The sequence below is a fragment of the Oceanimonas marisflavi genome (genome assembly GCF_003049725.1).
Classification (GTDB): Bacteria; Pseudomonadota; Gammaproteobacteria; order Enterobacterales; family Aeromonadaceae; genus Oceanimonas; species Oceanimonas marisflavi.
On record NZ_QAGM01000001.1, the window covers coordinates 40,021 to 64,330 of the forward strand.

Consider the following 24,310-nt stretch of genomic DNA (forward strand, 5'->3'; position numbering starts at 1 on the left):
GGCATGAGTGGCGTCATGACGTGGCTATCCCGACTGGAATCGACCACTAACAAACACCGTCTTACGGCCGGCAAGGGTGCCCGCACTGTGAACGCCAGGGCGGTACTGGACGAGGTGTTGCGCACACATCGCCAAGAAGCTTTGAGTCATGACGCTCCCAGTCTGCTAAGTCAGGCGATTGCGCAACTGCTCGAGGGGGACTGGCGGGCTCAGCCCAAGCGCGAAGCCAGCTGGCAGACCTACTGGCGCGGCCTGCGTCTGCCTAGCGCCTTTGTGTATGAAGGTGCCGTCGCCCCTGTGAAGACGACGCCAGACATTGCCTGGCACCCCTGGTTGGCGGAGCGCGTTACGGGGCCGATCACGCCGCAGGTCAAGGAGCGCTTGCTGCAGCTAAATAAATACCTGTTTCGTCAAACCGAGCTCGGCAAGCCGCTGTTTCCGGGCACGCTCGGACACCGTGAGCGGTCGCTGCTGCTCTTTGGTGATGAAAAGGCACTGGATTCCATGCCGCCCAACGGCTGGAAGCATGTCTCGCTGACGCTGGCTGACATGGGTGCCACTCGACGGGCGCCGCCCTTACCGTATACATCATCAGGTCGCCGTGACCTTCCGGCCATTATCGTTGAAAACTCCGATGTGTATTACCGCCTGTGCCAACTTAATCGCGACCAACCCCGCTGGTCTCTGGTAATTTACGGCGCGGGTAACAAGGTGTCAGGTCAGGCAGAGTGCGTGTCACAGCTGCTTAAGGCCGAACAGGTAGCGCAACTGCTCTATTTTGGCGACCTGGATGTGGCGGGCCTGAAAATTGCCCATCAGCTGCGCCGCAAGCTGCTTGATGACTACGGTATCAGTCTGCAACTGGATGAGTGGCTCTATGATGAGCTGATCCGCAATCGCCTGGTGACGCCTGAAGGCAATGCCAATAACGAACGGTTTGATATTGAGTCGCGGTGCGACTGGATGCCGCGCTTTGTGGTTCGAGCAATGAAGACACTGATGGCAGCCCACCTGCGGTTGCCTCAAGAAGGTGTGGCCAACCGCTGAAGAGATCAAGCTAAAAAAGGCCTGCACCAGGCAGGCCGAAAAACAGGACCGTGTTAACCCCAATCAGGCAAACACAAAGTATTTACGTACGGTTTCCACCACTTCCCAGGTACCCTTGAAGCCGGGCTCCACCACAAAGATGTCGCCCGCTTTCAGGTGAATGGGCTCGCCGCCTTCGGGAGTGAGAATGCAGTAACCTTCGCGGAAATCGCAATATTCCCACTTGTCGTAGTTCACCGCCCATTTTCCCGGGGTGCAGATCCAGGTACCCATCAGCTTGCTGCCGTCTTCTGACTTGTAAGCGTTCAGGTTCACGGTATGCGGGTCGCCAGACAGTTTTTCCCACTTGGTGGCATCCAGTAATACTTCTGGCTGTGCATCGCGTAACGCCTTGATCTTGCTAGACATGATGTCTCCTTGTTCATGCCGAATGCGTCTGCATTCGATGGTTTAATGAGTGTTCAGCTGCCCAGTACCACCGTCTTGCCCTGGTACATAAACACCCGCTTTTCAATGTGATACTGAATGGCCCTGGCCAGGGTCACGCACTCGATATCGCGGCCCTTGGCCACCAGATCTTCCGGGTAGTGGCTGTGATCCACCGCCTGCACTCCCTGAGTGATAATGGGGCCTTCATCCAGCTCGTTGTTGATGTAGTGGGCCGTGGCTCCCACCAGTTTCACGCCCTTGGCGTAGGCCTGGTGATAAGGCTGGGCGCCCTTGAAACCGGGCAGCAACGAGTGGTGAATATTGATGGCGCGGCCGGACAGCTTGTCGCACAGATCCGGGCTCAGCACCTGCATGTAGCGCGCCAGCACCACCAGCTCGGCGTCCGACTCCTGCACAATCTTCCACAACTGCGCCTCCTGCTCCGCCTTGGTATCGGGCGTCACCGGCAGGTGGTAGTAGGGAATATGGTGCCAGTCGGCCAGCCGCTGCAGATCCGGGTGGTTGGAAATAATCGCCGGAATTTCGATGGCCAGCTGACCGGTGCGGTAGCGATACAGCAGATCGTTGAGGCAGTGGTCAAACTTGGAGACCAGGATCACCACATTGGGTCTGTGACTGCGTTCGGTCAGCTCCCACTCCATGCCGAATTTTCCGGCACGGGAGGCAAAACCATCGCGAAACGCCGCTTCATCAAACTCGCCCTGCTCAGGCTTGCGGAACTCCACCCGAATAAAAAAACGGCCGGCGCGGGCGTCATCAAAGGTCTGCATGTCCGCCACATAACAGCCCTGTTCATACAGGTAGCCGGTCACCGCATCCACGGTGCCCAGCCGGCTTTCACAGCTGGCGGTGAGGATAAGGGTATCGTGCTGGTTCATGCTCTGCCTCCCATGGCGATGCGTGTTCCTTGCAATCAGGCCCGGCGTGAACCGGGCCTTCCAATATGGACCCCCGCCTTCGCGGGGGTGACTTGGCCTGACAGGGGCCTGCCCTCTCGCCGTCATTCCCGCGCAGGCGGGAATCCAGGGCCTGTTTACTTGCCGATGACCAGGCCGTATTCCTGACTGGCATCCTGCAGCCACAGCCACAGGTAGTCGGCAAAGCTGCGACGGATCACCAGCTCAAAGCTCTCGGCACCGGTGCGGCGCAGCAGCGCCGAACTCTTGGCGAATACCGTGCCCACACACTTGCCGGTGGGGAAGTTGGACAGGTGCACGTCATAGGGGCACGACTTGCGAATGACCATTTCCGCCTTGGGACCGGACAGTTCAATGATGGTCTGGCCGCCGCTCACATCGGTGATGGCGTAGTGGCCGGTCAGTTGCTCGCGCAGCGCCTGCTGCAGCGGGCCTTCCTGACCCCCTTCGGTGATGATCAGCCACTCGTCGGGCGACAGCCATTGCACCAGCGCCTTGTCGCTTTCCACCGAGCTGCAGGCCTGGGTGGGCAACGCCACGCCCAGTACCTTTTCCACGGTTTTGGCGAACAGCTCGTTACCGGCGTTGCCGCGCAGCACCAGGTGACCCATAAAGGCCTTTTCGCGCAGCACCACTTCACCCTGCTGATCCTGTCTGGCCAGCGCTTCCAGGTTGGCGTGATACAGCGGGGATTCCACCCGCACCTGGCGTTCTACTTCAGTCAGTTTGGCGGTGTTGTTAGACATGCTGACGCTCTCCTTTGGGATCATAGAAAATCGGGCTGGTAATTTCGGCTTCCAGCACCCGGCCGTCCGCCAGCGGGCAATACACGGTTTCGCCCATTCGGTTCAGACCATCCTTGACCACGCCCATGGCGATGTTGTGGCCCAGGTTGGCACTGTAGTAGCTGGACGACACATGGCCGACCATCGGCATCGGCAGCGGATGGTTGGGGTCCAGCACAATCTGGGCGCCTTCCGGAATCACGGTCTTGGCTTCCTTGCACTTCAGGCCCACCAGCTGCTTGCGGTCGGTACGAGCCGTGTCTTCACGGCGCCAGGAGCGCTGGCCGATGAAGGGGAACGGCTTGTTCTTGCCCACACACCAGTCCATGTTCAGATCCTGCGGCGTCACAGAGCCATCGGTGTCCTGACCCACAATGATGAAGCCCTTTTCGGCCCGCAGCACGTGCATGGTCTCGGTACCGTAAGGGGTGATGTTGAACTCGGCACCCGCTTCCATCAGCGCTTCCCACACATGCATGCCGTAGTTGGCCTGCACGTTCACCTCAAAGCTCAGCTCACCGGTGAAGGAGATGCGGAAGATGCGGCCCTTCACGCCAGCAATGGTGGCGTCCTTCCAGGTCATGAAGGGAAAGGCCTCACGGCTCAGATCCACGTCTTCACAGACCTTTTCCAGCACCTTGCGGCTGTTGGGACCGGAGACGGTCATGGTGGCCCAGTGATCGGTGACGGAGGTGAAATACACTTCCAGCTCCGGCCATTCGGTCTGGTGCCACAGCTCCAGCCACTGCAGTACGCCCGCGGCGCCGCCGGTGGTGGTGGTCATCACAAAGTGCTCGTCGGTGATGCAGGAAGTCACACCATCGTCAAACACCATGCCGTCTTCTTTACACATCAGGCCGTAGCGGCAGAAACCGGGGTTCAGCTTGGCCCAGGCGTTGGTGTAAATACGCTGCAGGAACTCCCGCGCATCCTTGCCCTGAATGTCGATCTTGCCCAGGGTGGAAGCATCGAGAATACCCACGCTGGTACGGGTGGCCACACACTCGCGGTTCACCGCCTGATGCATGTCTTCGCCCGCCTTGGGGAAGTACCAGGGACGCTTCCACTGGCCCACGTCTTCAAATTCGGCGCCGTTTTTCACGTGCCAGGCATGCATGGCGCTGAAGCGGGCCGGGTCGAACAGGTGACCCGCGTCACGACCGGCAAAGGCGCCCATGGTGATCGGGGTGTAGTTCGGACGGAAAATGGTGGTGCCGGTTTCCGGAATGCTCTTGCCCATGGCATTGGCGGCAATGGCCATGCCGTTGATGTTGCCCAGCTTGCCCTGATCGGTACCAAAGCCCATGGCGGTGTAACGCTTGATGTGCTCGATGGACTCAAAGCCTTCACGCACGGCCAGCTCGATGCCGGCGGCGGTGACGTCGTTCTGGTAGTCGACGAACTGCTTGGGCGCACGGCTGGTGGCACGGCTGTGAGGCACCAGGAACAGGGCCTGAGCCTGATCTTCGCGCGGATCCGTGGTCTTGACGTCGGCATCCACCACATTGGCAGAAAGCTCACCGTAACCGGTGGCCTCGGCGGCTTCCCGGCCGGCCTTCAGGCCTTCGTTGAGCACGGCAGACAGACCATAGGTACCCTGCACGCCGCCGGCCAGCAGCTGCTTCTGCACGGTTTCGCCGGGCACAAAGCCAATGACATCGGCGTTCCACACCGGACGGGAGCCGGTGTGGGCGGTCAGGTGAACCACCGGGCTCCAGCCACCGGAAGTGGCGATGGTGTCACAGTTCAGGGACACGGCGTCGCCGGTCACACGGCTGCCGTCGCTGGTGATGGGAGCCACTTTGGCGCCGTTCACCCGCTTCTTGCCGGTGGCTTCGATCAGGCCATGACCGGTGTAGATCTTCACGCCACGGGCCTTGAGTTGCTGGTAGCGTTCGCCGCTGGGGTTGGAACGGCTGTCGACTACCGCCACCACATCGCGGCCGGCTTCCAGCCAGTCGATGGCAGCCTGATAGCCGTAATCGTTGCAGGTCATCAGCACCAGGCTGTTGCCCGGAGCCACGCCGTAGCGGTTCACATAGGTGGACAGGGCGCTGGCCACAAAGCAGCCGGGCAGATCGTTGTTGGCGAACACCAGCGGACGCTCCTGGGCGCCGGTGGCCAGCACCACGCGACCGGCACGAATGCGGTGAATACGCTGACGGGTCTTGCCGGTGATGCGCTCGCCCAGATGATCGGTGCGACGCTCCATCACGGACACAAAGTTCTGATCGTAGTAACCGGTCGCCGTGCTGCGCGGCAGCAGGGTCACGTCGGGCAGGTTTTCCAGCTCTTTTACCGCCGCTTCCACCCAGGCAGCCGGGGCCTGACCGTTGATGGGCTGCGTGCTGTGCAGCAGGTGACCACCGAACTCGTTCTGCTCGTCCACCAGAATAACGCGGGCGCCACGGCGACCGGCCGCCAGGGCCGCGGTCAGACCGGCGGCACCGCCACCCACCACCAGCACATCGCAGTGATGGTTGAGCTTGTCATAGGTATCCGGATCCCGCTCTCTGGGCACGCGACCCAGGCCGGCGGCCTTGCGGATCAGGTGCTCGTACTTGGGCCACATGGACTGCGGGTACATAAAGGTTTTGTAGTAGAAGCCGGGGGGCATCATGCTGCCGCCGAGCTTGCCCATCACACCCATGATGTCCTTGTCGACATTCGGCCAGCCGTTGGTGCTGGCAGCGGTCAGGCCGTCGTACAGCTCGGCCTGGGTACCGCGAATGTTCGGAATCATGGTGGCTTCAGAAGAGCCCACCTGCAGAATGCAGTTCGGCTCGTCGGCGCCGGCGGCCATGATGCCGCGGGGACGGGAATACTTGAACGAACGGCCTACCACGTCCACACCGTTGGCCAGCAGGGCCGAGGCAATGGTGTCACCGGCCAGGCCTTCATAGCGCTTGCCGTTGAAAATAAAGTTGAGCGGCTTGCCGGCGTCTACCCGGCCCTTGCCCTGAATGCGGTTCTGCTGGCTCATGACTGGCCTCCTTGCTTCGGCTGTTCGCCCACCTTGTAGGTTTCCTTGAATTCATAAGTCACTGTGTGCCGGGTCGCGTTGAAGAACTTGCGGCAACCGGCGGCGTGGTACCACATCTCGTGATGCAGGCCACGGGGATTCTTGCGCAGGAACAGGTACTCGGCCCATTCCTGGTCGCTCAGCGCATTGGGATCGGCGGGACGGGCAATGTGCGCCTCGCCGCCGTAGTTGAACTCTTCTTCTTCCCGGTGTTCGCCGCAGTGCGGACAATAAATGTAAAACATTGTCTCTCTCCTTTAGTGGGCAACGCCGGCTGCGCCGTGCTCGTCGATCAGGTGACCGGTGGTAAAGCGGTCCACGTTAAACGGTTTGGCCAGGGGATGCGGATCGTCCTTGGCAATGGTGTGGGCGAACACGTTGCCCGAGCCCGGGGTGGCCTTGAAGCCGCCAGTGCCCCAGCCGCAGTTGAAATACAGGCCCTTGATGTGGGTCTTGGAAATAATCGGACAGGCATCCGGACAGGTGTCCACAATACCGCCCCAGGTCCGGTTCAGGCGCACCCGGCTGAAGATGGGGAACATTTCCACAATCGCCGCCATGGTGTGCTCCACCACCGGGAAGGAGCCGCGCTGGCCGTAGCCCAGGTAGCTGTCGATACCGGCGCCGATCACCAGGTCACCCTTGTCGGACTGGGATACATAGCCGTGTACGTGGTTGGACATGACCACAGTGTCGAGAATCGGCTTCACCGGCTCGGATACCATGGCCTGCAGCGGGTGGGATTCCAGCGGCAGCTTCATGCCCACCATGTTGGCCATCACGCCGGAGTTGCCGGCGGTGACGCAGGCCACCTTGGGCGCCTTGATAAAGCCGCGGGTAGTCTCTACGCCGGTGACGGCGCCGTTTTCACGGCGAATGCCGGTCACTTCGGTCTGCTGAATGAGGTGCACACCCATGGCGTCGGCGGCGCGGGCAAAGCCCCAGGCCACGGCGTCGTGACGGGCGGTGCCGCCGCGGGGCTGCCAGGACGCACCCAGCACCGGATAACGGGCATTCTTGGAGCAGTCCAGAATGGGCACCAGATCCTGCACGTCCTTGGTGTAGAGCACTTCACTGTCGATGCCGTTCAGGCGGTTGGCGTTGACCCGGCGCTCGATATCGCGCATGTCCTGCAGGGTGTGACCCAGGTTGAGTACACCGCGCTGGCTGAACATCAGGTTGTAGTTCAGATCCTGGGCCAGACCTTCCCACAGCTTCATGGAGTGCTCATAGAGGTGAGCGGCTTCGTCCCACAGGTAGTTGGAACGTACGATGGTGGTGTTACGGGCGGTGTTGCCGCCACCCAGGTAGCCCTTTTCGATCACCGCCACGTTGGTGATGCCGTGCTCCTTGGCCAGGTAGTAGGCCGTGGCCAGGCCGTGGCCGCCGCCGCCCACGATGATCACGTCATAGCCTTCGTGCTTGGGCGTGGGGTTGCGCCACACTTTCTGCCAGTTCTCGTGGTGGGTCAGGGCATGCTTGAGCAGCCCGAATCCTGAATATTTCTGCATTGTGGTCACCTGTTGATTGAAATCCGTGTCCGTTGATTGCTGCGAGCCGGGGCGCACCCCGGCGTCGGCGTCTTCCTTTGGCGGCTTAGCGATACACCGGGAAATAGCTGCAAAGGCTGGCTACCTGGTCCTTGACCGAGATGATCACCTCGGGGTCGTCCATGTGCTCCAGAATGTCGCAGATCCAGCCCGCCAGCTGGCGGCAGTGCTCGGCCCTGAAGCCACGGCTGGTTACCGCCGGGGTACCGATGCGCAGGCCCGAAGTCACAAAAGGCGGCTGCGGGTCATTGGGCACCGCATTCTTGTTGACGGTAATGTTGGCCTCGCCCAGAACTCTGTCTGCGTCCTTGCCGGTAATGCCCCGGGCAGAGAGATCCAGCAGGAACAGATGGTTCTCGGTACCGTTTGAAACCACATCAAAACCGCGGCTCTGAAACACTTCCACCATGGCCTGGGCGTTTTCCACCACGGCTTTCTGATAGTCGCGGAACTCGGGCTTGAGCGCCTCGGCAAAGGCCACGGCCTTGGCGGCAATGGCGTGCATCAGTGGGCCACCCTGGCCACCGGGGAACACGGCGGCGTTGAGTTTCTTTTCCAGCTCCGGATTGGCTTTCGCCAGGATCAGGCCGCCACGGGGGCCACGCAGGGTCTTGTGGGTGGTGGTGGTGACCACGTCGGCAAAGGGCACCGGGTTGGGATAAACACCGGCAGCCACCAGGCCGGCCACGTGGGCCATGTCCACGAACAGATACGCTCCCACCTTGTCGGCGATGGCGCGGAACCGGGCCCAGTCCATGATCTGGGAGTAGGCGGAGAAACCGGCCACGATCATTTTCGGCTTGTGCTCCAGCGCCAGCTGCTCGACCTGGTCGTAGTCCACCTCGCCGGTGGTGTCGTTCAGGCCGTACTGCACGGCGTTATAGATCTTGCCGGAGAAGCTCACCTTGGCGCCGTGGGTCAGGTGACCGCCGTGGGCCAGGCTCATGCCCAGCACGGTGTCGCCGGGGGCGCACAGGGCCATGTAGACGGCGGCGTTGGCCTGGGAGCCGGAGTGGGGCTGCACGTTGGCGTAATCGGCGCCGAACAGCTCCTTGGCACGATCAATGGCCAGCTGCTCCACCTTGTCTACCGCTTCGCAGCCGCCGTAATAGCGCTTGCCCGGGTAGCCTTCCGCATATTTGTTGGTGAGTACCGAGCCCTGCGCTTCCATTACCGCCGGGCTGGTGTAGTTTTCCGAGGCAATCAGTTCAATGTGCTGCTCCTGACGGCTGGCCTCTTCTTCCATCGCCGACCACAGGGCCGGATCGATATCCTGAATGCGGGTGTGCTTGCTGAACATTCCGTAACCTCCTTGCTCGCACCGGTCGCTGCCCGGTGTCTGTTCATCCATTCGGCGCCGCTCTGGGCCTGCCGGTTGTGCTTTGACGGCATACTACTGCCGGGGAAGTGCACGCAGATGACTGGTTGCGGCCCAATGCTGCGTATTTGCGACAAAAAATCACATTTCAGCAACATTCGTGATCTGGATCCGTTCTTGTCAGCAAGGTTGTACACAGAGCAAAAGGTGCAAACCCCGTGCCGGCGGGGTAAACTCCGGTTAACATGCCGTTACATAAACCAACGCCGCCCACCACGGCGCCTTCATTACGCACAAACATGTCTCAAGTCAGTGAAAAACGTCACTTCAGCCACCGGCTGCGTGATGCCAACAGCGCCTTTCTGCCCGCCCGCACCGCCGGCAATGCGCCGGTAAGGGTGGGCTTTGTACTGCTGCCCCACTTTTCCATGATGGCCTTTACCGCCGCCGTCGACGCCCTGGTCACCGCCAATCTGGTGCAGTCCACGCCCCTGTTCACCATCACCAGTTACGGCCTGAACAGCACTACGGTGCGCAGCGATCTGGCCATCGACATCTCCGCCAATCACACCCTGGATGTGCTGCCGCTGGAAGGGGACGAAGCCCTCGATGTGGTGGTGGTGTGCGGCGGCTTTCGCTGCGATCTGTCCGAGCAGCTGCTGCTGACCCGCAAACTGAGACTGGCCAACCGCAAGGAAAAGGTGCTGGCCGGACTGTGGAACGGCGCCGTGGCCCTGGCCCACGCCGGCGCCCTGGACGGGCTGTGCTGTGCCATTCATCCGGACAACCACAGCTATGCCCGGGAGCGCTTTCCCGCGGTGGAAGTGTCCAGTCAGGCCATGGTGGTGGATGCCCGCACCCTGACCTGCGCCGGCCCCAGCAGCGCCCTGGAAATGATGCTGATGATGATAGAGCGGCTGCACGGCCCCGACACGGTGCGCGCCATTCGCGAAATTCTGAGCAGCGACCGGCTTGCCGACAGCAGCGAAACCCGGCTCGCCCTGGCGGAAAACGATCCCACCCTGCCCGGGGCGCTGCGGGATCTGCTGCGGCTGATGAACAGCAACATTGAAGAGCCCCTGGGCATTGAAGAGCTGGCCGGTTATGTCAACCTGTCGCGGCGTCGGGTGGAGCGGCTGTTTCAGACCCACCTGCAGACCACCCCGTCCCGTTATTACCTGGAATTGCGCATTACCCAGGCCCGCCGTCTGCTGTTGCAGAGCGACGCCAGCATTGCCAACATTGCGGTGGCCTGCGGCTTTGCCAGCTCCACCCATTTCAGCCATTGCTTCAAGGACTTTTTCGGAGTATCTCCCAGCCAGGCGCGGCAGTTGCGGCGTACCGGCACCGCCGCCCGCTGACTTTTGACCATCGAACAGAAATTATCGACAACACGAGCATGATATGGATATCAGCATTCTGATAGTGGAAGACGACGACATCACCCGGGACTGCCTGGCCGACTACTTTCGCCAGGAGCAATATAAAGTGCACTGCGCCGCCAGCGCCGAAGAAGCCGAGCAACGGCTGCAGGCCGAGCCCGTGGATCTGGTCCTGCTCGACATACGCCTGCCGGGCAAGGACGGCCTCACCCTGACCCGGGAAATCCGCGCTCAGGCAGACACCGGCATTATTCTGGTGACCAGCCGCCAGGACGAAATTGAGCGCATCATCGGTCTTGAATGCGGCGCCGATGAATATGTGTCCAAGCCCTTTAACCCCCGCGAGCTGCTGGCCCGGACCAAGAACCTGGCCCGCCGGGTGCGCGCCGCCGCTCCCCGCCAGCCAGCCACCACCGCCAACCTGCGCCGCTTTGATCAGTGGCGGGTCGATCTCGACCGCCGTCTGCTGCTCAGCGAGCAGGACGAAGCCACCCCCCTCACTCACGGCGAATACCAGCTGCTGTGCGCCTTTATCCATCATGCCGGCCAGACCCTGTCCCGGGACCAGCTGCTGGATCGTATCAAGAACCGGGAATGGGCGCCCAACGACCGCACCGTGGATGTGCTGGTGGGCCGGCTGCGGCGCAAGCTGAAGGACGATCCGGCCAGCCCCCGCATTATTCTTACGGTGCATGGCGCCGGTTATGTATTTACTCCCAGGGCGGTGCCATGTTGCGGATAACGTTACTGCTGCTGACGCTGTTGTCTCCGTCGGCCCTTGCCGTGCCCCGTACCGTCACCGCCTGCGGCCATCCGGTGTCCCCACCCCTGTCCTGGGAGCAGAACGGCGAGCTCACCGGCATCACCCCCCATCTGGCGCGCAAGCTGCTGGCCGAACACGGCTACCGGGTGGATATGCGGGTATTCGGCAACTGGGAGCGCTGCCAGATGGCAGCCCGCCAGGGCAAGGTGGATCTGGTGGTGGCCGCCTACAAAACAAAAGAACGGGATCGGCACTTTGTCTTCAGCACCACCCCCATTGTGGCCGATCCGGTCGTGCTGTTTACCCATTTCGGCAATGGCAGTCGTACCCCCTGGAACCTGACCGACAAAACCCTGGGGCTGCTGCTTGGTGACAGCTTTGGCGATGAGTTCGACCACCTCGTCGCCGGCCACCCTCATGTGGAGCGGGTGGCCACCGGCCGGCAGAACTTCCGCAAGCTGGCCCTGGGGCGTATCGACTATATGCCCATAGGACTTGCCACCGGCAAGCTGCAGGCGCAAAAACTCGGGCTCACCGGGCAGTTACTGCCCCTGCCCGAGCTGCTGACCCTGGAGCACTATCATCTGGCCATTCCCAAGGGCTCGGTGCTGGAGCCGCTGCTGCCGGCGCTGTCGGCCCGGCTGCAGACTCTGGTCGACGAGCACTACATTGAACAGATCACTCCCTCTTTTGAACGCCATTACCTGGACGCCCCCTGAATGAATGCCCTGCTGACCCTGCTGCCCCGTTATCGCCGGCAGCACCCGTTGAGTTTTCGTCTGTTTCTGCTGATCATCGGCGTCAGCCTGATCTTTACCCTGGCGTCCACCGCCCTGCAGCTGTGGCTGGATCATCGCAAAATCAACCGGGAAATGGACGAACGCCTGATGCTGATTGAACACAGTTATCTGGATGGTCTTTCCCAGAGCCTGTGGGATCTGAATCTTCCCCAGGCCAGGCTGCAGCTGAAAAGCATGCTCGACATGCCCCATATGGCCAGCCTGACCGTCACCGGCGACGGCCTGGCGGAGCCGCTTACCCTGAGCAAGGGACCGGAACGCGATGGCGTAAACCGGCACAGCTTTGAGCTCGTCTACCCCAGCCGCGCCCTGGGGCCACAGCAGGTAGGGCGGCTGGAAGTGGCCTTCAGCCGGAAAAGCATTCGCCAGCAGCTGATGAACCGGGCCCGCAGCATTCTGCTGGGTCAGTCGCTCACCGTGCTGCTGATCGCCTTCAGCCTGATGCTGTTGTTTCAGCGCCGGGTAACCCGCCATCTCGAGCGCATGGCCCGCTACGTGGCGCAGATTGGCGAAGGCCAGCCCGGTGCCGCTCCGCTGGGCCTGGCCCGCACACCAAGTGATATTCCCGATGAACTCGACACCCTGGTGGGCGCCATCAACACCATGCGCCAGTCGGTGGAACGCCGCCAGAGCGAGCTGCAGCACGACAAGGAAAAACTCGAGGCGCTGGTGAACAAACGTACCCAGAATCTGCGCCAGGCCAAGGAAGAAGCGGAAGCCGCCGACAGCGCCAAATCCCGCTTTATCGCCAACATGACCCACGAGCTGCGCACCCCCATGAACGGTATTCTCGGCACCCTGACCCTGCTCAAGCCCGCCATGGAGAACCGCCCGGAAAAAGGCCTGATCGACACCCTGCAGCACTCGGCGGATCATCTGCTGATGCTGCTCAACGATGTGCTCGACTATGCCGCCCTGGAGCAGGGCCCGCTGCCGGAAGAGCCGGCGCCCTTTGCCCTGAACGAACTGCTGGAAAGCACCATTGCCATGATGCAGGGCTATGCCGGCGCCAAGCAGATACGGCTGCGGCTGAATACGCCGGAAACCCTGCCCTGGCTCTCGGGCCATGCCGGCCGGGTGCGGCAGGTGCTGATTAATCTGCTGTCCAACGCCATCAAGTTTACCGACGAAGGTGGTCAGGTACGGCTGGCGGTACGGCCGGCAGGCAACGGCTGGCAGTTTGTGGTGGAAGACAACGGCATCGGCATTGCCAGCGAGCAGCAGGATCGCATTTTTGACCGCTTCACCCAGGCCGACGAAAGCATCAGCCGCCGCTATGGCGGCACCGGTCTGGGGCTGGCCATCTCCCGCCGGCTGATCGAAGCCATGGGCGGCACCCTCACCCTGGAAAGCGCCCCCGGCCGGGGCAGCCGTTTTACCTTTACCCTGCCGCTGACCCCGGTACAGGCGCCGGTGCAGGAGCGACAGACCGAGGTCACCGCCCTGCCCAGCCTCAGCCTGCTGCTGGTGGAAGACGTGGCCATTAACCGGGGCATTCTCACCGCCCTGCTGGAGCAGCATCACCATGTGGTGAGCCAGGCCGAAAGCGGCGAGCAGGCACTGGAGATAGCGCGCCAGCAGGCCTTTGACGTGATACTGATGGACATGCACCTGCCCGGCATGGACGGCCTGGAAACCAGCCGGTTAATTCGCGAACAGCTTACCGGGCTGAATCAGGACACGCCCATTATTGCCCTCACCGCCAGCGTGACCCCGGAAGACATTCGTCGCTACCTGGACGCCGGCCTGAAGGCGGTGGTGGCCAAGCCGGTGCAGTGGCCCCGGCTCACCCAGGCCCTGGCTCAGGCGCTGGGCATTAAACTGCAACAGCCGCTGACGCTGGATCAGCCTCTGCTGCAGGAGCATTTACAGGTGCTGGGGCGCGGCCGGCTTCTGGCCATGACCAGAAGCTTTGCCACCGAGCTGGCCGACAAAGTGGCGGAGCTGCAGCGCGCCGCGGCAGACGACGATCACCACGAGCTGGCCCGGCTGGCCCACCGCCTGGGCGGCACCGCCGGCATGCTGGATCAGCCCCGGCTGGCCGAAGTGCTGGGCGAGCTGGAGCGGGCGGCCGAAGGCCAGGGATTTCTGGTGCCTGCCCTGCTCAGCAGCGTGGAGCGGGCGGCAGAGCAGGCCCGGGAGGAACTGACCCTGCTGTGCCGGCGGCTGGAAGGCAATAACTGAGACAAACCGTTTACAACTTTTTACAATTGGCACAACGACGTCATACATTCTCCCCTTAGCCTGAAGCCGTTATCTGTATGCCGCCCGGCCGTTGCCGGGCCGGCACTGGCTCAAGGAGAGAACCATGACAACAAAAGCCCCTCAAAAGCCCGGCTTCTGGCTGGCCTGCCTGCCCATCGCCCTCACCTTTGTGGTGCTGGGCGTGCAGCTGTTTTACTTCGGCAATTTCACCCCCCATGTTCCCCTCGCCATGGGCGTGGCCATCACCGCCCTGATCGGCTGGCTGCGCGGCTTCCGCTGGCACGACATGGAAGAGGGCATCATGCACGTGGTGCGTCTCGGCCTGCAGTCGGTGGGCATATTGATCATCGTGGGCATGATCGTCGGCATCTGGATTGCCAGCGGCACCGTGCCCTACCTGATCAAGCTGGGCCTCAGCCTGATTTCTCCGGAACTGTTTCTGGCCGCCTGCGTACTGATCTGCGCCGTGGTGTCGGTGTCGCTCGGCACGTCCTGGGGCACCACCGGCACCGTCGGTCTGGCGCTGATGGGCATTGGCAACGGCTTTGACATTCCCATGTACTGGACCGCCGGCGCCGTGGTTTCGGGCGCCTTCTTCGGCGACAAGATGTCACCGCTGTCGGACACCACCAACCTGGCCCCCGCCGTGACCGGGGTGGATCTGTTCGATCACATTCGCAACATGCTGCCCACCACAGTACCCGCCATGCTCATCTCCCTGGCCATTTACCTGGTGGCGGGATTTGGCTTTATCGGCGATCAGACAGTGGACTTCGCCCGCATCGAGAACATCATCAGCGGCCTGGATCAGCACTTTGACCTGTCCTGGACCCTGCTGCTGCCACTGGTGGTGACCATAGGTCTGGCGCTGAAGAAAATGCCGGCCCTGCCCACCCTGTTTGCCGGCGCCCTGCTGGGTCTGGCCACCGCCATGCTGACCCAGGGGGTGGGCCTGCAACAGGCCTTTGAATTCATGTTCAGCGGCTACCAGATAGACACGGGCGTGCGCGAAATTGACGCCTTGCTCAATCGCGGCGGCATTCAGAGCATGACCTGGGTAATTACCCTGATGCTGGTGGCGCTGGCCTTTGGTGGTGTACTGGAGCGCACCGGCTGCCTGGAAGCCATCATGGAGAAAATTCTCGGTCGTACCCACAGCTTTGGCGCCCTGCAGTCTTCCGCCATTGCCACTTCGGCCATGACCAACGTGGTGGGCGGCGACCCCTATCTGTCCATTGCCCTGCCCGGACGCATGTATGCCCCCGCCTACAAGGCCAGGGGCTACTCGCCGCTGAACCTGTCCCGCGCCTGTGAAGAGGGCGGTACCCTGATTTCGCCGCTCATTCCCTGGAACGCCGGCGGCGCCGTGGTGATCACCGCCCTGGGGCTGGGCATTGCCGAGGGCCATACCGAAAACCTGCTGTACATTCCCCTGGCCTTTGCCTGCTGGCTGTCGCCGCTCATTGGCATGGCCTACGCCCACCTGGGCTGGTTCTCCCCCAAAGCCTCGGCCGCGGAAAAAGAACAATGGCAGCGGGAAGAGGCCGCCCTGGCCGAGCCGGTGGCAGTGAAATAAACAGGATTGCTGCCTAACATGCAAAAACGGGCCGAACGGCCCGTTTTTTGTCTCCGGAAGTGACGACAGAGATGACGCGTTGTCAGCGGCCCCGCCGGCAACCACGGCTGCCGGTGGCTACCTGGGGAACGCCAGATCGCGCAGAAAGAGGGCCATCTGCGGGAACAGGATAAGGCCACCCGCTACCAGCACCAGGATCAAGACGAAAGGCAGGGAGCCGCGCACCACATCCACATAACGCCGGCGAAATACCGCCACGGCGGTAAAAATATTACAGCCAAACGGCGGGGTCACCGCGCCGATGGCCACCTGCAGGGTAATGATGATGCCCACCAGTACCTTGTCCAGCTCGAGGCGATCGATCTCGGGCAGAAAAATGGGCACCAGGATCAGGATGACGACAATGGAGTCCACGAACATGCATCCCACGAAGAAGGCAATGGAGATGGCCAGCAGCAGACCGAACTCGTTGGTTTCATTCAAGCCCAGTCCGGCCATGATCGCCTGAGGTATCTGGGCGAAGGAGATCACCCAGGAAAAAGCACTGCCCGCCGCCACCAGAATAAACACCACGGCGGTAATCAGCCCGGTAGACTTGGCAATGTCCAGCACATCCCGGGGTTTCAGCTCCCGGAAAATGACCACCTCAAGCAGCAGGGCATAGAGCACGCACATGGAGGCGGCTTCGGTTGGGCTGAAGAGGCCACCGTAGATACCAAACACCACTATGATGGGGAACCCCAGGGGCCAGACGGCGTCACGGGTCACCCTGAGCCGTTCGGCCAGGCTGGCCCTGGGCACGGTCGGCACCTTTTGATCAATGGCAAAAAACACCGAATATAGCGAAAACAGCATCAGGATAAGCAAACCGGGCACGATGCCGGCAATAAACAGCTCGGAAATGGATGTCTGGGCGATGCCGCCATAGATGATCATGCCGATACTGGGCGGGATCAGCAGGGCGATACCACTGGCACTGATGATCAGCGACAGGGAAAACGAGTCCTTGTAGCCATTCTGAAGCAGCTTCGGGTGCAGTGGCGAGCCCACCGCCACCACCGTGGCCTGGGTAGAGCCGGAGACGGCGCCAAACATGGTGCAGGCCGCGGCGGTACTCACTGCCAGCCCGCCCTTGTAGTGACCGATATAGGCCATCACCATATCGATGAGCTTGGTGGCCGAGCGTCCTTTGGTCATGATATCCGCGGCCAGGATGAACATGGGAACGGCGATCAGCGAAGCTGGCCGGATTCCGGCAAACATCTGCTGGATCATGAACTGGGAGTTACCGAAACCGCCAAACTCCACATAAAAGCCGATCAGCGTCGCCACCATCATGGGCACCATCATGGGGAAGCCAAACAACAGCAGCCCCACCATGGCAATCAACATCAAAGAAGTCATATCCATTCTCTCGGCCCCTAAATTTCCGCAACGTTTTCATACTTTTCGCTGGTCACGTCACTGGCCAGGAAAATATCACTGTTGAACAGGTTCTTGATGCCGGCCACAAAATACTCCAGCCCGGTCATAAACAGGCTCACCGGCACCCATAAATAAATGGTATAAACCGGGATCTGCAATGCAGGCAGCAGCTGCCCCTTGGGTGAAATCCATAGTATGTATTTCACGGAAAAATAGAAAATAGTAAAAATACAGGCGGAGGTAACAAAGGTAATAATAACAATAAGGCCTTTCTGTATTCTCTGAGGCATAGCATCAAAGATCGCCGTCATTCGAATATGACTGCCATGCCGGGCAGCGAAACTGGTGCCGGCAAACGTCACCAGAATAATAAGAATACTATTAACCTCTTCGGCAAAGAACAGGCTTTGACTAAAAACAACACGCCCCACAACATTGGCAATATTATTGGCTGCCATCAATAGCACACTAAAAATAAGAATGCCGCCTTCAACCTTATTAACAATACCAATAATTTGGTGATAGCAGGACTTGATGAAACCGGAAGGTGAGATCATTTCGCAGCTCCTTGATTGCTAAATCAACAGGGAGGTGAAAACATCTCGTTCTCTCTCCCCGTGATAACATTACTTGCCGGTTGCAGCTAAAAGATCCGCTTCCATTTGTTCGAGAATGGCCTTGCCGGAATCACCGGTCATCTCCACAAACCTGGCTTTGACCGGTGCGGAAGCCTCACGGAAAAGCACACGCTTGTCTTCGTCCAGGGATACAAACCGGACACCCGGCCTGGCCGCCTTGATCCTGGCGACCGAGTCATTTTCCAGCCCTTGCTGATAGCTGAGAACATAGTCGTTGGCTTCGTCAATGGCTTTTTGAATCAATGCTTTATCGTCATCCGACAGCCCATCGTAAAAATCCTTGTTGGCCATTACCGCGGTAGTAAAGATGTTGTGGCCAATGTCGGTTATCACCTCGCTCACTTCGTACATCTTGGTGGATTCGATATAGAACATGGGGTTTTCCTGTCCCTGTATCATCTTGGTCTGCAGGGCACCGAACACTTCACCCCAGGGCAGTGGCGTAGGCACAGCCCCAAACGAGCGGTAGGTTTCCACCAGCAGCGGCGACGTCATCACCCGGACCTTGACCCCGTCCAGATCGGCAGGCGTCTCAAAGGGTTTCTGAGTGGTAATGTGCACTCGCCCTTCAGGGAACATGGTCAGCAGCTCCAGCCCCTTGTCGGCATACAGAGCGGGGAAGTGCTCATTAATCACTTTGGAGTTTTTAAAAAAGTAATTGATTTCACTCTTTTTTTCAGGAAGGACATACGGCATCAGGAATACCTGGGCCTCAGGGATAAGACTGCCGGTAAAGCCGGGAGACTGATCCACGAATTGCAGTATTCCGGCCTGGGCCTGCTCCATCACATCCACAGACTCCCCCAGGGTGCCAAACGGATAAATTTGTACCTTGTGACCGGAGTTGGCTTCAACCACTTCCTTGAATCTGGTTGCATACACGCCCTGTACTTCGGTCAGGCTTTCCTCAATCGCATATTTCCAGGTGGCCGCGCTCACCTGCAGTGAGGCCAGGGCCAGAGCGGCAACGGACAGTCTGGTAGTCAGGCCTGGGGATTTTTTGCGCATATCAGTAGTCCTTCTGATGATTGGTTCCACATTGCAAAACTGTAAAAAGTGAACTGCTCGCTTCTCGAACACCCCAGCGCGACTCGCCATGGGCCACCACAATTTTGTAACACTCATACTACTCGTGGGCCGGCTGAGGTTTTTTTCGTGTAAAGCACCAACAGCTTGCGACTTCTTCTGTAATTGACTCACACAACAGAAAGTCTGTGCTGAATGAGAGCATGATCACTCTCTCAACAAGTAGCCCAAAGCCACGCCGTTACTGAGTTTACCGAAGCTCACTATCACGATGAGCCGGCCGCCGGAACCGCTTCCGTTTCATGAATGGGCAACTCACGCCGGGCTTAAATAAAGCCCACCCCTAAGAACAAAAAAATAATATTCACCACACTCTGCGCGGCACGTCACACTTTTAAGAATGTCCTCAGGTTTTTATTACCATGAAAAAATAAAGAGATTGACACCACAAAATAAACTGGTGTGTACTTGCGCCATCTGAAACGAGCCAGCCAGTGCTGCCGACAGTCTTTACTATCGACTGCTCACCCTTGCTGTTTTCAGGATTAAATCTTATTTGACCGGGCATACTTCAACTGGAGCCTGTAATAATGGCCATGCAAAAATCATATTGTTTGCTCCAGCATGACAGCATGCCTGACGAGGTAATAAACATGGATGGATATTGCCAGCAAACTCACCCGTTTCAGCCTGCCATGACGCAGGGGCGTATTCTTCGAATGCAAGGTCGGTTCCCTCTCGATCGCTGATGTGCGGTTGAGCCGGCCGAACTTGCAGGCTCAACCGCACCTCCCCGAAAAGCCAAAAAACGCCATTGACTGACTTTCTTGAAGGGAAGCCAGGGATGGGTGGTTCTGATTATTATTGCCGAGATATACCCCATGCATAACCATGTACTCAATTTCGCTATCGAAGAATATCAGCAGCGACTGGCCAAAGTGCGCGCCACCATGGACAGGCACGAAATTCATACCCTGATAGTGCATGATCCATCCAATATTGCCTGGCTGACCGGCTATGACGGCTGGTCGTTCTACACTCCCCAGGTTGTGGTCGTCGGCATGGCCGGCGAGCCCATCTGGTATGGCCGGCAGATGGACTCTCACGGTGCCAAACGCACCGTCTACCTGCAGGAAGAAAACATCACCTGGTATCCGGACCACTACGTGATGAATCCGCCACTGCATGCCATGGAGTACCTGGCCAACCAGATCCTCAAGCCCAGGGACTGGGCCCGTGGCAATATCGGCATCGAAATGGACAACTACTACTTCAGCCCTACCGCCTACCTGGCCCTGACGGAAAACCTGCCCGAGGCGAAACTGGTGGACGCGACCTCTCTGGTTAACTGGTGCCGGGCCGTCAAGTCGGAAACCGAGCTCAGATACATGCGCATTGCCGCCCGTATTGTGGAAAACATGCACCAGGCCGCCTATGACATGATCGAACCCGGTTTACCCAAAAACCGGCTGGTGGCCGAAATATACCGGGTGGCAATGGAAGGCCACGACGGCCACTTTGGCGACTACCCGGCGATTGTGCCCATGCTGCCTTCCGGCAAGGATGCGTCGGCCCCGCACCTGACCTGGGATGAGCGCCCGTTCAACCACAATGAAGGCACCTTCTTTGAAATCGCCGGCTGCCACCGGCGCTATCACTGTCCGCTGTCCCGCACCATCTATCTGGGTCAGCCAAACGATGACTTTCTGCGTGGTGCCGAGGCGCTCAATGCCGGTCTGGAAGCCGGCCTGGCGGCAGCCAAACCCGGCAACCGCTGCGCCGATATTGCCGATGCACTCAACGCCACCCTGGCGGAATATGGCTTCGACCGGGAAGGGGCACGCTGCGGTTATCCCATCGGGTTGAGCTACCCGCCGGACTGGGGCGAGCGCACCATGAGCCTGCGCAATACCGACCAGACCATTCTGAAACCTGGCATGACCTTCCACTTCATGCCAGGGTTGTGGCTGGACGACTGGGGTATAGAAACCACAGAAAGCATCGTTATCACCGACACCGGGGTTGAAACCCTGTGTAACTATCCGCGCCAACTTTTCGTAAAGAGGTAACGACTCATGCAGGCCACCACCATTACGCCCACCGTGGATTTCGAACAGGACGGCAAACAACACGGTTTCCTCAAACTGCCCTATTCCAGCGATCAGTCGGCCTGGGGATGCATCATGATCCCGATCACCGTGATCAAAAATGGCGAGGGCCCCACGGCCCTGCTCACCGGTGGCAACCATGGCGACGAGTATGAGGGCATCACCGGCCTGCTTAAGCTGGCCAACCATCTGCAGCCGGAGCAGGTGCAGGGGCGAGTGATCATAGTGCCGGCCATGAACTATCCGGCCGTGCGCAACGGCAGCCGCACTTCCCCCATCGACCAGGGCAACATGAACCGCAGTTTTCCCGGGGATCCGGCGGGCACCATGACACAGCGCATCGCCGACTATTTCAGCCGTTACCTGGTGCCCATGTGCGACTATGCCCTTGATATTCACTCCGGTGGCAAGACCCTCGACTTTATTCCGTTTTCCGCCGCCCACCGATTGCCTGATCCCGCGCAGGAGGCCGCCTGTATCGAGGGAGCCAGGCTGTTTGGCGCCCCCAATACGGTGGTGATGTTCGAGCTCGACACCGCCTCGCTGTACGACACCGCGGTGGAATCCCAGGGCAAGATCTTTGTGACCACCGAACTGTGCGGCGGTGGCACCAGTACCCCGGAGACCATTGCCATGGTGGATCGGGGCCTGCATAACTTCCTGCTCTTTGCCCGTATTACTCAAGGCGAGTATCAGCTACCCGACACGCCGCCGCGCCTGCTCGACATGCCCGATGGCTCCTGCTACATGATGAGTGAACATCAGGGCCTGCTGGAAATGCATGTGGCGCTGGGTGATGAGGTCAGACAGGGCGATCTGGTGGCCTCCATCCATACCCTGGAACGGACCGGTCAACCGCCGGCGGAATACCGGGCCCGGCGCAACGGCATTCTGGCCGGACGCCGCCATCCTGCCCTGATCGATATCGGTGATACCTTTGCGGTACTGGCAGTGGACGTGACTTGTTAATAAAAAATTGCAATTGTTCCCACAAGGGCCGCTAGTGACCACCAGCGGCCCTTTGTATACTGCAGGAAATTTTTCAAAAACGTAAACAGGTAGTAACAATGCGTCTGGATCGCTACGACATCAAAATTCTGCAAATACTGTCTCAGCAGGGCCGCATCACCAAATCGGGGCTGGCCGAAGCCATCAACCTGTCACTCAGCCCCTGTTGGGAGCGGGTCAAGCGGCTGGAAGATGCCGGCATCATTCAGGGTTACGGCGCCCGCATCAACACCGAAGTGCTGTTCAAGCGCTCTCCTGTGCTGGTGGAAGTGACCCTCAAACAGCACAATGCCGACGCCTTTCGTATTTTCGAACAGGCCATGATGCAGTGCGAAGAAGTCGTGGACTGCTACGCCACCGGCGGTGGTGTGGATTATATTCTGCGGGTCATGTGTGACGGCATTGATCAGTATCAGCGGCTGATCGATACCTGGCTCACCTCCGGGCTCGGCATCGAGCGCTACTTTACCTATATCGTGACCAAAACCATCAAACAGCAGTCTTCCCTGCTGGAGTTCTCCCCCAAAGTGCTGGCATAACGCCGGCATCATCAGGACAGAACCGGTGCTCTCTGCCTTCGGCTCACCGGTTCCTCGGACTCTGCAGCAAAAAAACCATTTTTTCACACCGACTAAAGAAAGATCACCGGCTTTTACACCCGGGTAACAAAAAGTATCCCTCCCCCATCCCTCCTAGAATGACCTCATAGCAACAACCTGTACCCCTATAACAAACCGGTGGTGTTTATGAGTCTTTCCCTGAAGCACAACTTCGACAGCAAGGTCACCGAGGCCATTATGCCTTACCTGCAGGATCCCCGTCTGGTACGCGAGCTGGCCTATGTCAACGGCAAGTGGGTCGGCGCCAGTCAGGACGTGGCGGTGCTGAATCCGGCCACTGACGACGTGATTGGTCACTGCACCCAGCTGCAGCCGCAGCAAGTGCAGCAGGCCATTGACGCCGCCGAACAGGCCCTGCCTGCCTGGCGGGCACTGATGGCCGACGAGCGCGCCGCCGTGCTGATGCGCTGGCACGATCTGATCCTGGAGCACAAGGAAGATCTGGCCACCCTGATGGTGCTGGAGCAGGGCAAGTCCCTGAGTGATGCCCGCGGTGAAGTCGACTACGGCGCTTCCTTTATTCGCTGGTTTGCCGAAGAAGCGCGCCGGGCCTATGGCGACACCATTCCCAGCCATATTCCCAATGCCCAGCTGGCCACCCTTCGCGAGCCCATCGGCGTTGCCGCCCTGATCACGCCCTGGAACTTTCCCCATGCCATGATCACCCGCAAGGCGGCAGCGGCCCTGGCCATTGGCTGTACCGTGCTGGTCAAGCCCGCCAACGAAACCCCGTTTTCGGCGCTGGCACTGGCCGAGCTGGCCGAGCGGGCCGGGTTTCCGGCCGGTGTCTACAACGTGATCCCCGGCGACAGCGCCGAGGTGTGCGGCGTGCTGTGCCAGTCCGACAAGGTCAAGGCGCTGTCCTTCACCGGCTCCACCCGGGTGGGCAAACTGCTGCTGGCGCAGGCCGCCGCCACCGTCAAGAAATGCTCCATGGAGCTGGGTGGCAACGCCCCCTTTATTGTGCTGCCCGACATGGACATTACGGCCGCCGCCAAGGCCGCCGTGGACGCCAAGTTCCAGACCGCCGGTCAGGACTGTCTGGCCGCCAACCGCATTTTTGTGCCGCGCGACAAATACGAGGCCTTCCTCGCCGCCTTTGCCGCCGAAATGGCCACCATCAAGGTGGGTAACGGCTTTGATGACGGCGTGACCATGGGCCCGCTGATCTTTCGTCAGGCCGTGATCAAGGCCCGGGACATTGTCGATGACGCCCTCGCCAAAGGCGCCCGGCTGATTGCCGGCGACCAGAGCCAGGCGCCGGGCGAGAACTTTTTCATGCCGACCCTGCTGGCCGATGTGACCCCCGAGATGAAGGTATTCCGTGAGGAAAACTTCTGTCCGGTGGCCGGTGTGCTGCCCTACGACAGCATCGACGAGCTGATCCCCGTGGCCAACGACACCGAATACGGCCTGGCCGCCTATGTGTACGGTCACGACATTCGCCACATCTGGCAACTGATGCGCGGCCTGGAGTTCGGCATGGTGTCGGTCAACTCGGTGAAAATGACCGGCCACCCGATCCCCTTCGGCGGTGTCAAGCAGTCCGGCCTGGGCCGGGAAGGCAGCCGCCACGGCTTCGACGAATACAGCCAGATCAAATATTACTGCCTGGGCGGCATGCCCACCGTCAGCGGCAGCTGAACCCGATAGATGGAATAACACAGCAA

General features: G+C 60.0%; 20 protein-coding genes. 10 read left to right on the forward strand and 10 right to left on the reverse strand.

Going from position 1 to position 24,310, the window contains the following annotated elements; all coding sequences use genetic code 11:
- Positions 1 to 3 precede the first annotated feature (3 nt).
- On the forward strand, positions 4 to 1,047 hold the full coding sequence (locus tag DA373_RS00180; protein ID WP_198650185.1) for a Wadjet anti-phage system protein JetD domain-containing protein: 1,044 nt from the start codon (positions 4 to 6) through the stop codon (positions 1,045 to 1,047).
- 63 nt (positions 1,048 to 1,110) lie between these two features.
- Here the strand turns inward: DA373_RS00180 and DA373_RS00185 are convergent, their stop codons facing one another.
- From DA373_RS00185 to glyA, 7 genes are all read right to left on the reverse strand, one after another.
- A complete protein-coding gene (locus DA373_RS00185) occupies positions 1,111 to 1,455 on the reverse strand; it encodes a cupin domain-containing protein (protein WP_107850352.1) in 345 nt (114 codons plus the stop codon).
- Between the two features lie 53 nt (positions 1,456 to 1,508).
- The gene (gene purU / locus DA373_RS00190; RefSeq protein ID WP_107850353.1) at positions 1,509 to 2,375 is read right to left on the reverse strand and encodes a formyltetrahydrofolate deformylase; all 867 of its coding nucleotides are present in this window, start codon (positions 2,373 to 2,375) and stop codon (positions 1,509 to 1,511) included.
- 155 nt (positions 2,376 to 2,530) lie between these two features.
- Positions 2,531 to 3,160 carry a sarcosine oxidase subunit gamma gene (locus DA373_RS00195; RefSeq protein ID WP_107850354.1) on the reverse strand — a complete coding sequence of 210 codons (630 nt, stop codon included), beginning with the start codon at positions 3,158 to 3,160 and terminating at the stop codon, positions 2,531 to 2,533.
- Complete coding sequence (locus DA373_RS00200; RefSeq protein WP_107850355.1) at positions 3,153 to 6,182, reverse strand: sarcosine oxidase subunit alpha; 3,030 nt, start codon at positions 6,180 to 6,182, stop codon at positions 3,153 to 3,155. Before DA373_RS00200 ends, DA373_RS00195 begins: the two co-directional genes overlap by 8 nt.
- Complete coding sequence (locus DA373_RS00205) at positions 6,179 to 6,466, reverse strand: sarcosine oxidase subunit delta (RefSeq protein ID WP_107850356.1); 288 nt, start codon at positions 6,464 to 6,466, stop codon at positions 6,179 to 6,181. Before DA373_RS00205 ends, DA373_RS00200 begins: the two co-directional genes overlap by 4 nt.
- A gap of 12 nt (positions 6,467 to 6,478) precedes the next feature.
- Entirely contained in the window at positions 6,479 to 7,732 is a 1,254-nt protein-coding gene (locus DA373_RS00210) for a sarcosine oxidase subunit beta family protein (RefSeq protein ID WP_107850357.1), read from the reverse strand.
- Positions 7,733 to 7,817: 85 nt separating this feature from the next.
- Positions 7,818 to 9,071: a serine hydroxymethyltransferase gene (gene glyA, locus DA373_RS00215; protein WP_107850358.1), complete on the reverse strand. Its 1,254-nt coding sequence runs from the start codon at positions 9,069 to 9,071 to the stop codon at positions 7,818 to 7,820.
- Positions 9,072 to 9,388: 317 nt separating this feature from the next.
- Here glyA and DA373_RS00220 point away from each other — a divergent pair, with 317 nt between their 5' ends.
- The 5 genes from DA373_RS00220 (at position 9,389) to nhaC (ending at position 15,815) form a co-directional block, all read left to right on the forward strand.
- Positions 9,389 to 10,450, forward strand: coding sequence for a GlxA family transcriptional regulator (locus DA373_RS00220; RefSeq protein ID WP_107850359.1), 1,062 nt, complete (start codon positions 9,389 to 9,391; stop codon positions 10,448 to 10,450).
- A gap of 43 nt (positions 10,451 to 10,493) precedes the next feature.
- Positions 10,494 to 11,213: a response regulator gene (locus tag DA373_RS00225; protein ID WP_107850360.1), complete on the forward strand. Its 720-nt coding sequence runs from the start codon at positions 10,494 to 10,496 to the stop codon at positions 11,211 to 11,213.
- Positions 11,201 to 11,953, forward strand: a complete 753-nt coding sequence (locus tag DA373_RS00230) for a substrate-binding periplasmic protein (protein WP_232821148.1) — start codon at positions 11,201 to 11,203, stop codon at positions 11,951 to 11,953. The genes DA373_RS00225 and DA373_RS00230 overlap by 13 nt, the downstream gene beginning before the upstream one ends.
- On the forward strand, positions 11,954 to 14,218 hold the full coding sequence (locus DA373_RS00235) for an ATP-binding protein (protein WP_107850361.1): 2,265 nt from the start codon (positions 11,954 to 11,956) through the stop codon (positions 14,216 to 14,218).
- Between the two features lie 124 nt (positions 14,219 to 14,342).
- Complete coding sequence (gene nhaC / locus DA373_RS00240) at positions 14,343 to 15,815, forward strand: Na+/H+ antiporter NhaC (protein ID WP_107850362.1); 1,473 nt, start codon at positions 14,343 to 14,345, stop codon at positions 15,813 to 15,815.
- A gap of 117 nt (positions 15,816 to 15,932) precedes the next feature.
- Here nhaC and DA373_RS00245 read toward each other — a convergent pair whose 3' ends face one another.
- From DA373_RS00245 to DA373_RS00255, 3 genes are all read right to left on the reverse strand, one after another.
- Positions 15,933 to 17,219 (reverse strand): TRAP transporter large permease, encoded by a 1,287-nt coding sequence (locus DA373_RS00245; RefSeq protein ID WP_107850602.1) that lies wholly within the window; start codon positions 17,217 to 17,219, stop codon positions 15,933 to 15,935.
- 17 nt (positions 17,220 to 17,236) lie between these two features.
- Entirely contained in the window at positions 17,237 to 17,797 is a 561-nt protein-coding gene (locus DA373_RS00250; protein ID WP_107850363.1) for a TRAP transporter small permease, read from the reverse strand.
- A gap of 69 nt (positions 17,798 to 17,866) precedes the next feature.
- On the reverse strand, positions 17,867 to 19,003 hold the full coding sequence (locus DA373_RS00255; RefSeq protein ID WP_232821149.1) for a TRAP transporter substrate-binding protein: 1,137 nt from the start codon (positions 19,001 to 19,003) through the stop codon (positions 17,867 to 17,869).
- Positions 19,004 to 19,785: 782 nt separating this feature from the next.
- Here DA373_RS00255 and doeA point away from each other — a divergent pair.
- From doeA to DA373_RS00275, 4 genes are all read left to right on the forward strand, one after another.
- Positions 19,786 to 20,973 (forward strand): ectoine hydrolase DoeA, encoded by a 1,188-nt coding sequence (gene doeA / locus DA373_RS00260; protein WP_107850603.1) that lies wholly within the window; start codon positions 19,786 to 19,788, stop codon positions 20,971 to 20,973.
- A 6-nt stretch (positions 20,974 to 20,979) separates the two neighbouring features.
- Positions 20,980 to 21,981, forward strand: coding sequence for a N(2)-acetyl-L-2,4-diaminobutanoate deacetylase DoeB (doeB, locus tag DA373_RS00265; protein WP_107850365.1), 1,002 nt, complete (start codon positions 20,980 to 20,982; stop codon positions 21,979 to 21,981).
- Between the two features lie 98 nt (positions 21,982 to 22,079).
- Positions 22,080 to 22,559 (forward strand): Lrp/AsnC family transcriptional regulator, encoded by a 480-nt coding sequence (locus DA373_RS00270; RefSeq protein ID WP_107850366.1) that lies wholly within the window; start codon positions 22,080 to 22,082, stop codon positions 22,557 to 22,559.
- 207 nt (positions 22,560 to 22,766) lie between these two features.
- Positions 22,767 to 24,284 carry an NAD-dependent succinate-semialdehyde dehydrogenase gene (locus tag DA373_RS00275; protein WP_107850367.1) on the forward strand — a complete coding sequence of 506 codons (1,518 nt, stop codon included), beginning with the start codon at positions 22,767 to 22,769 and terminating at the stop codon, positions 24,282 to 24,284.
- Positions 24,285 to 24,310 lie beyond the last annotated feature (26 nt).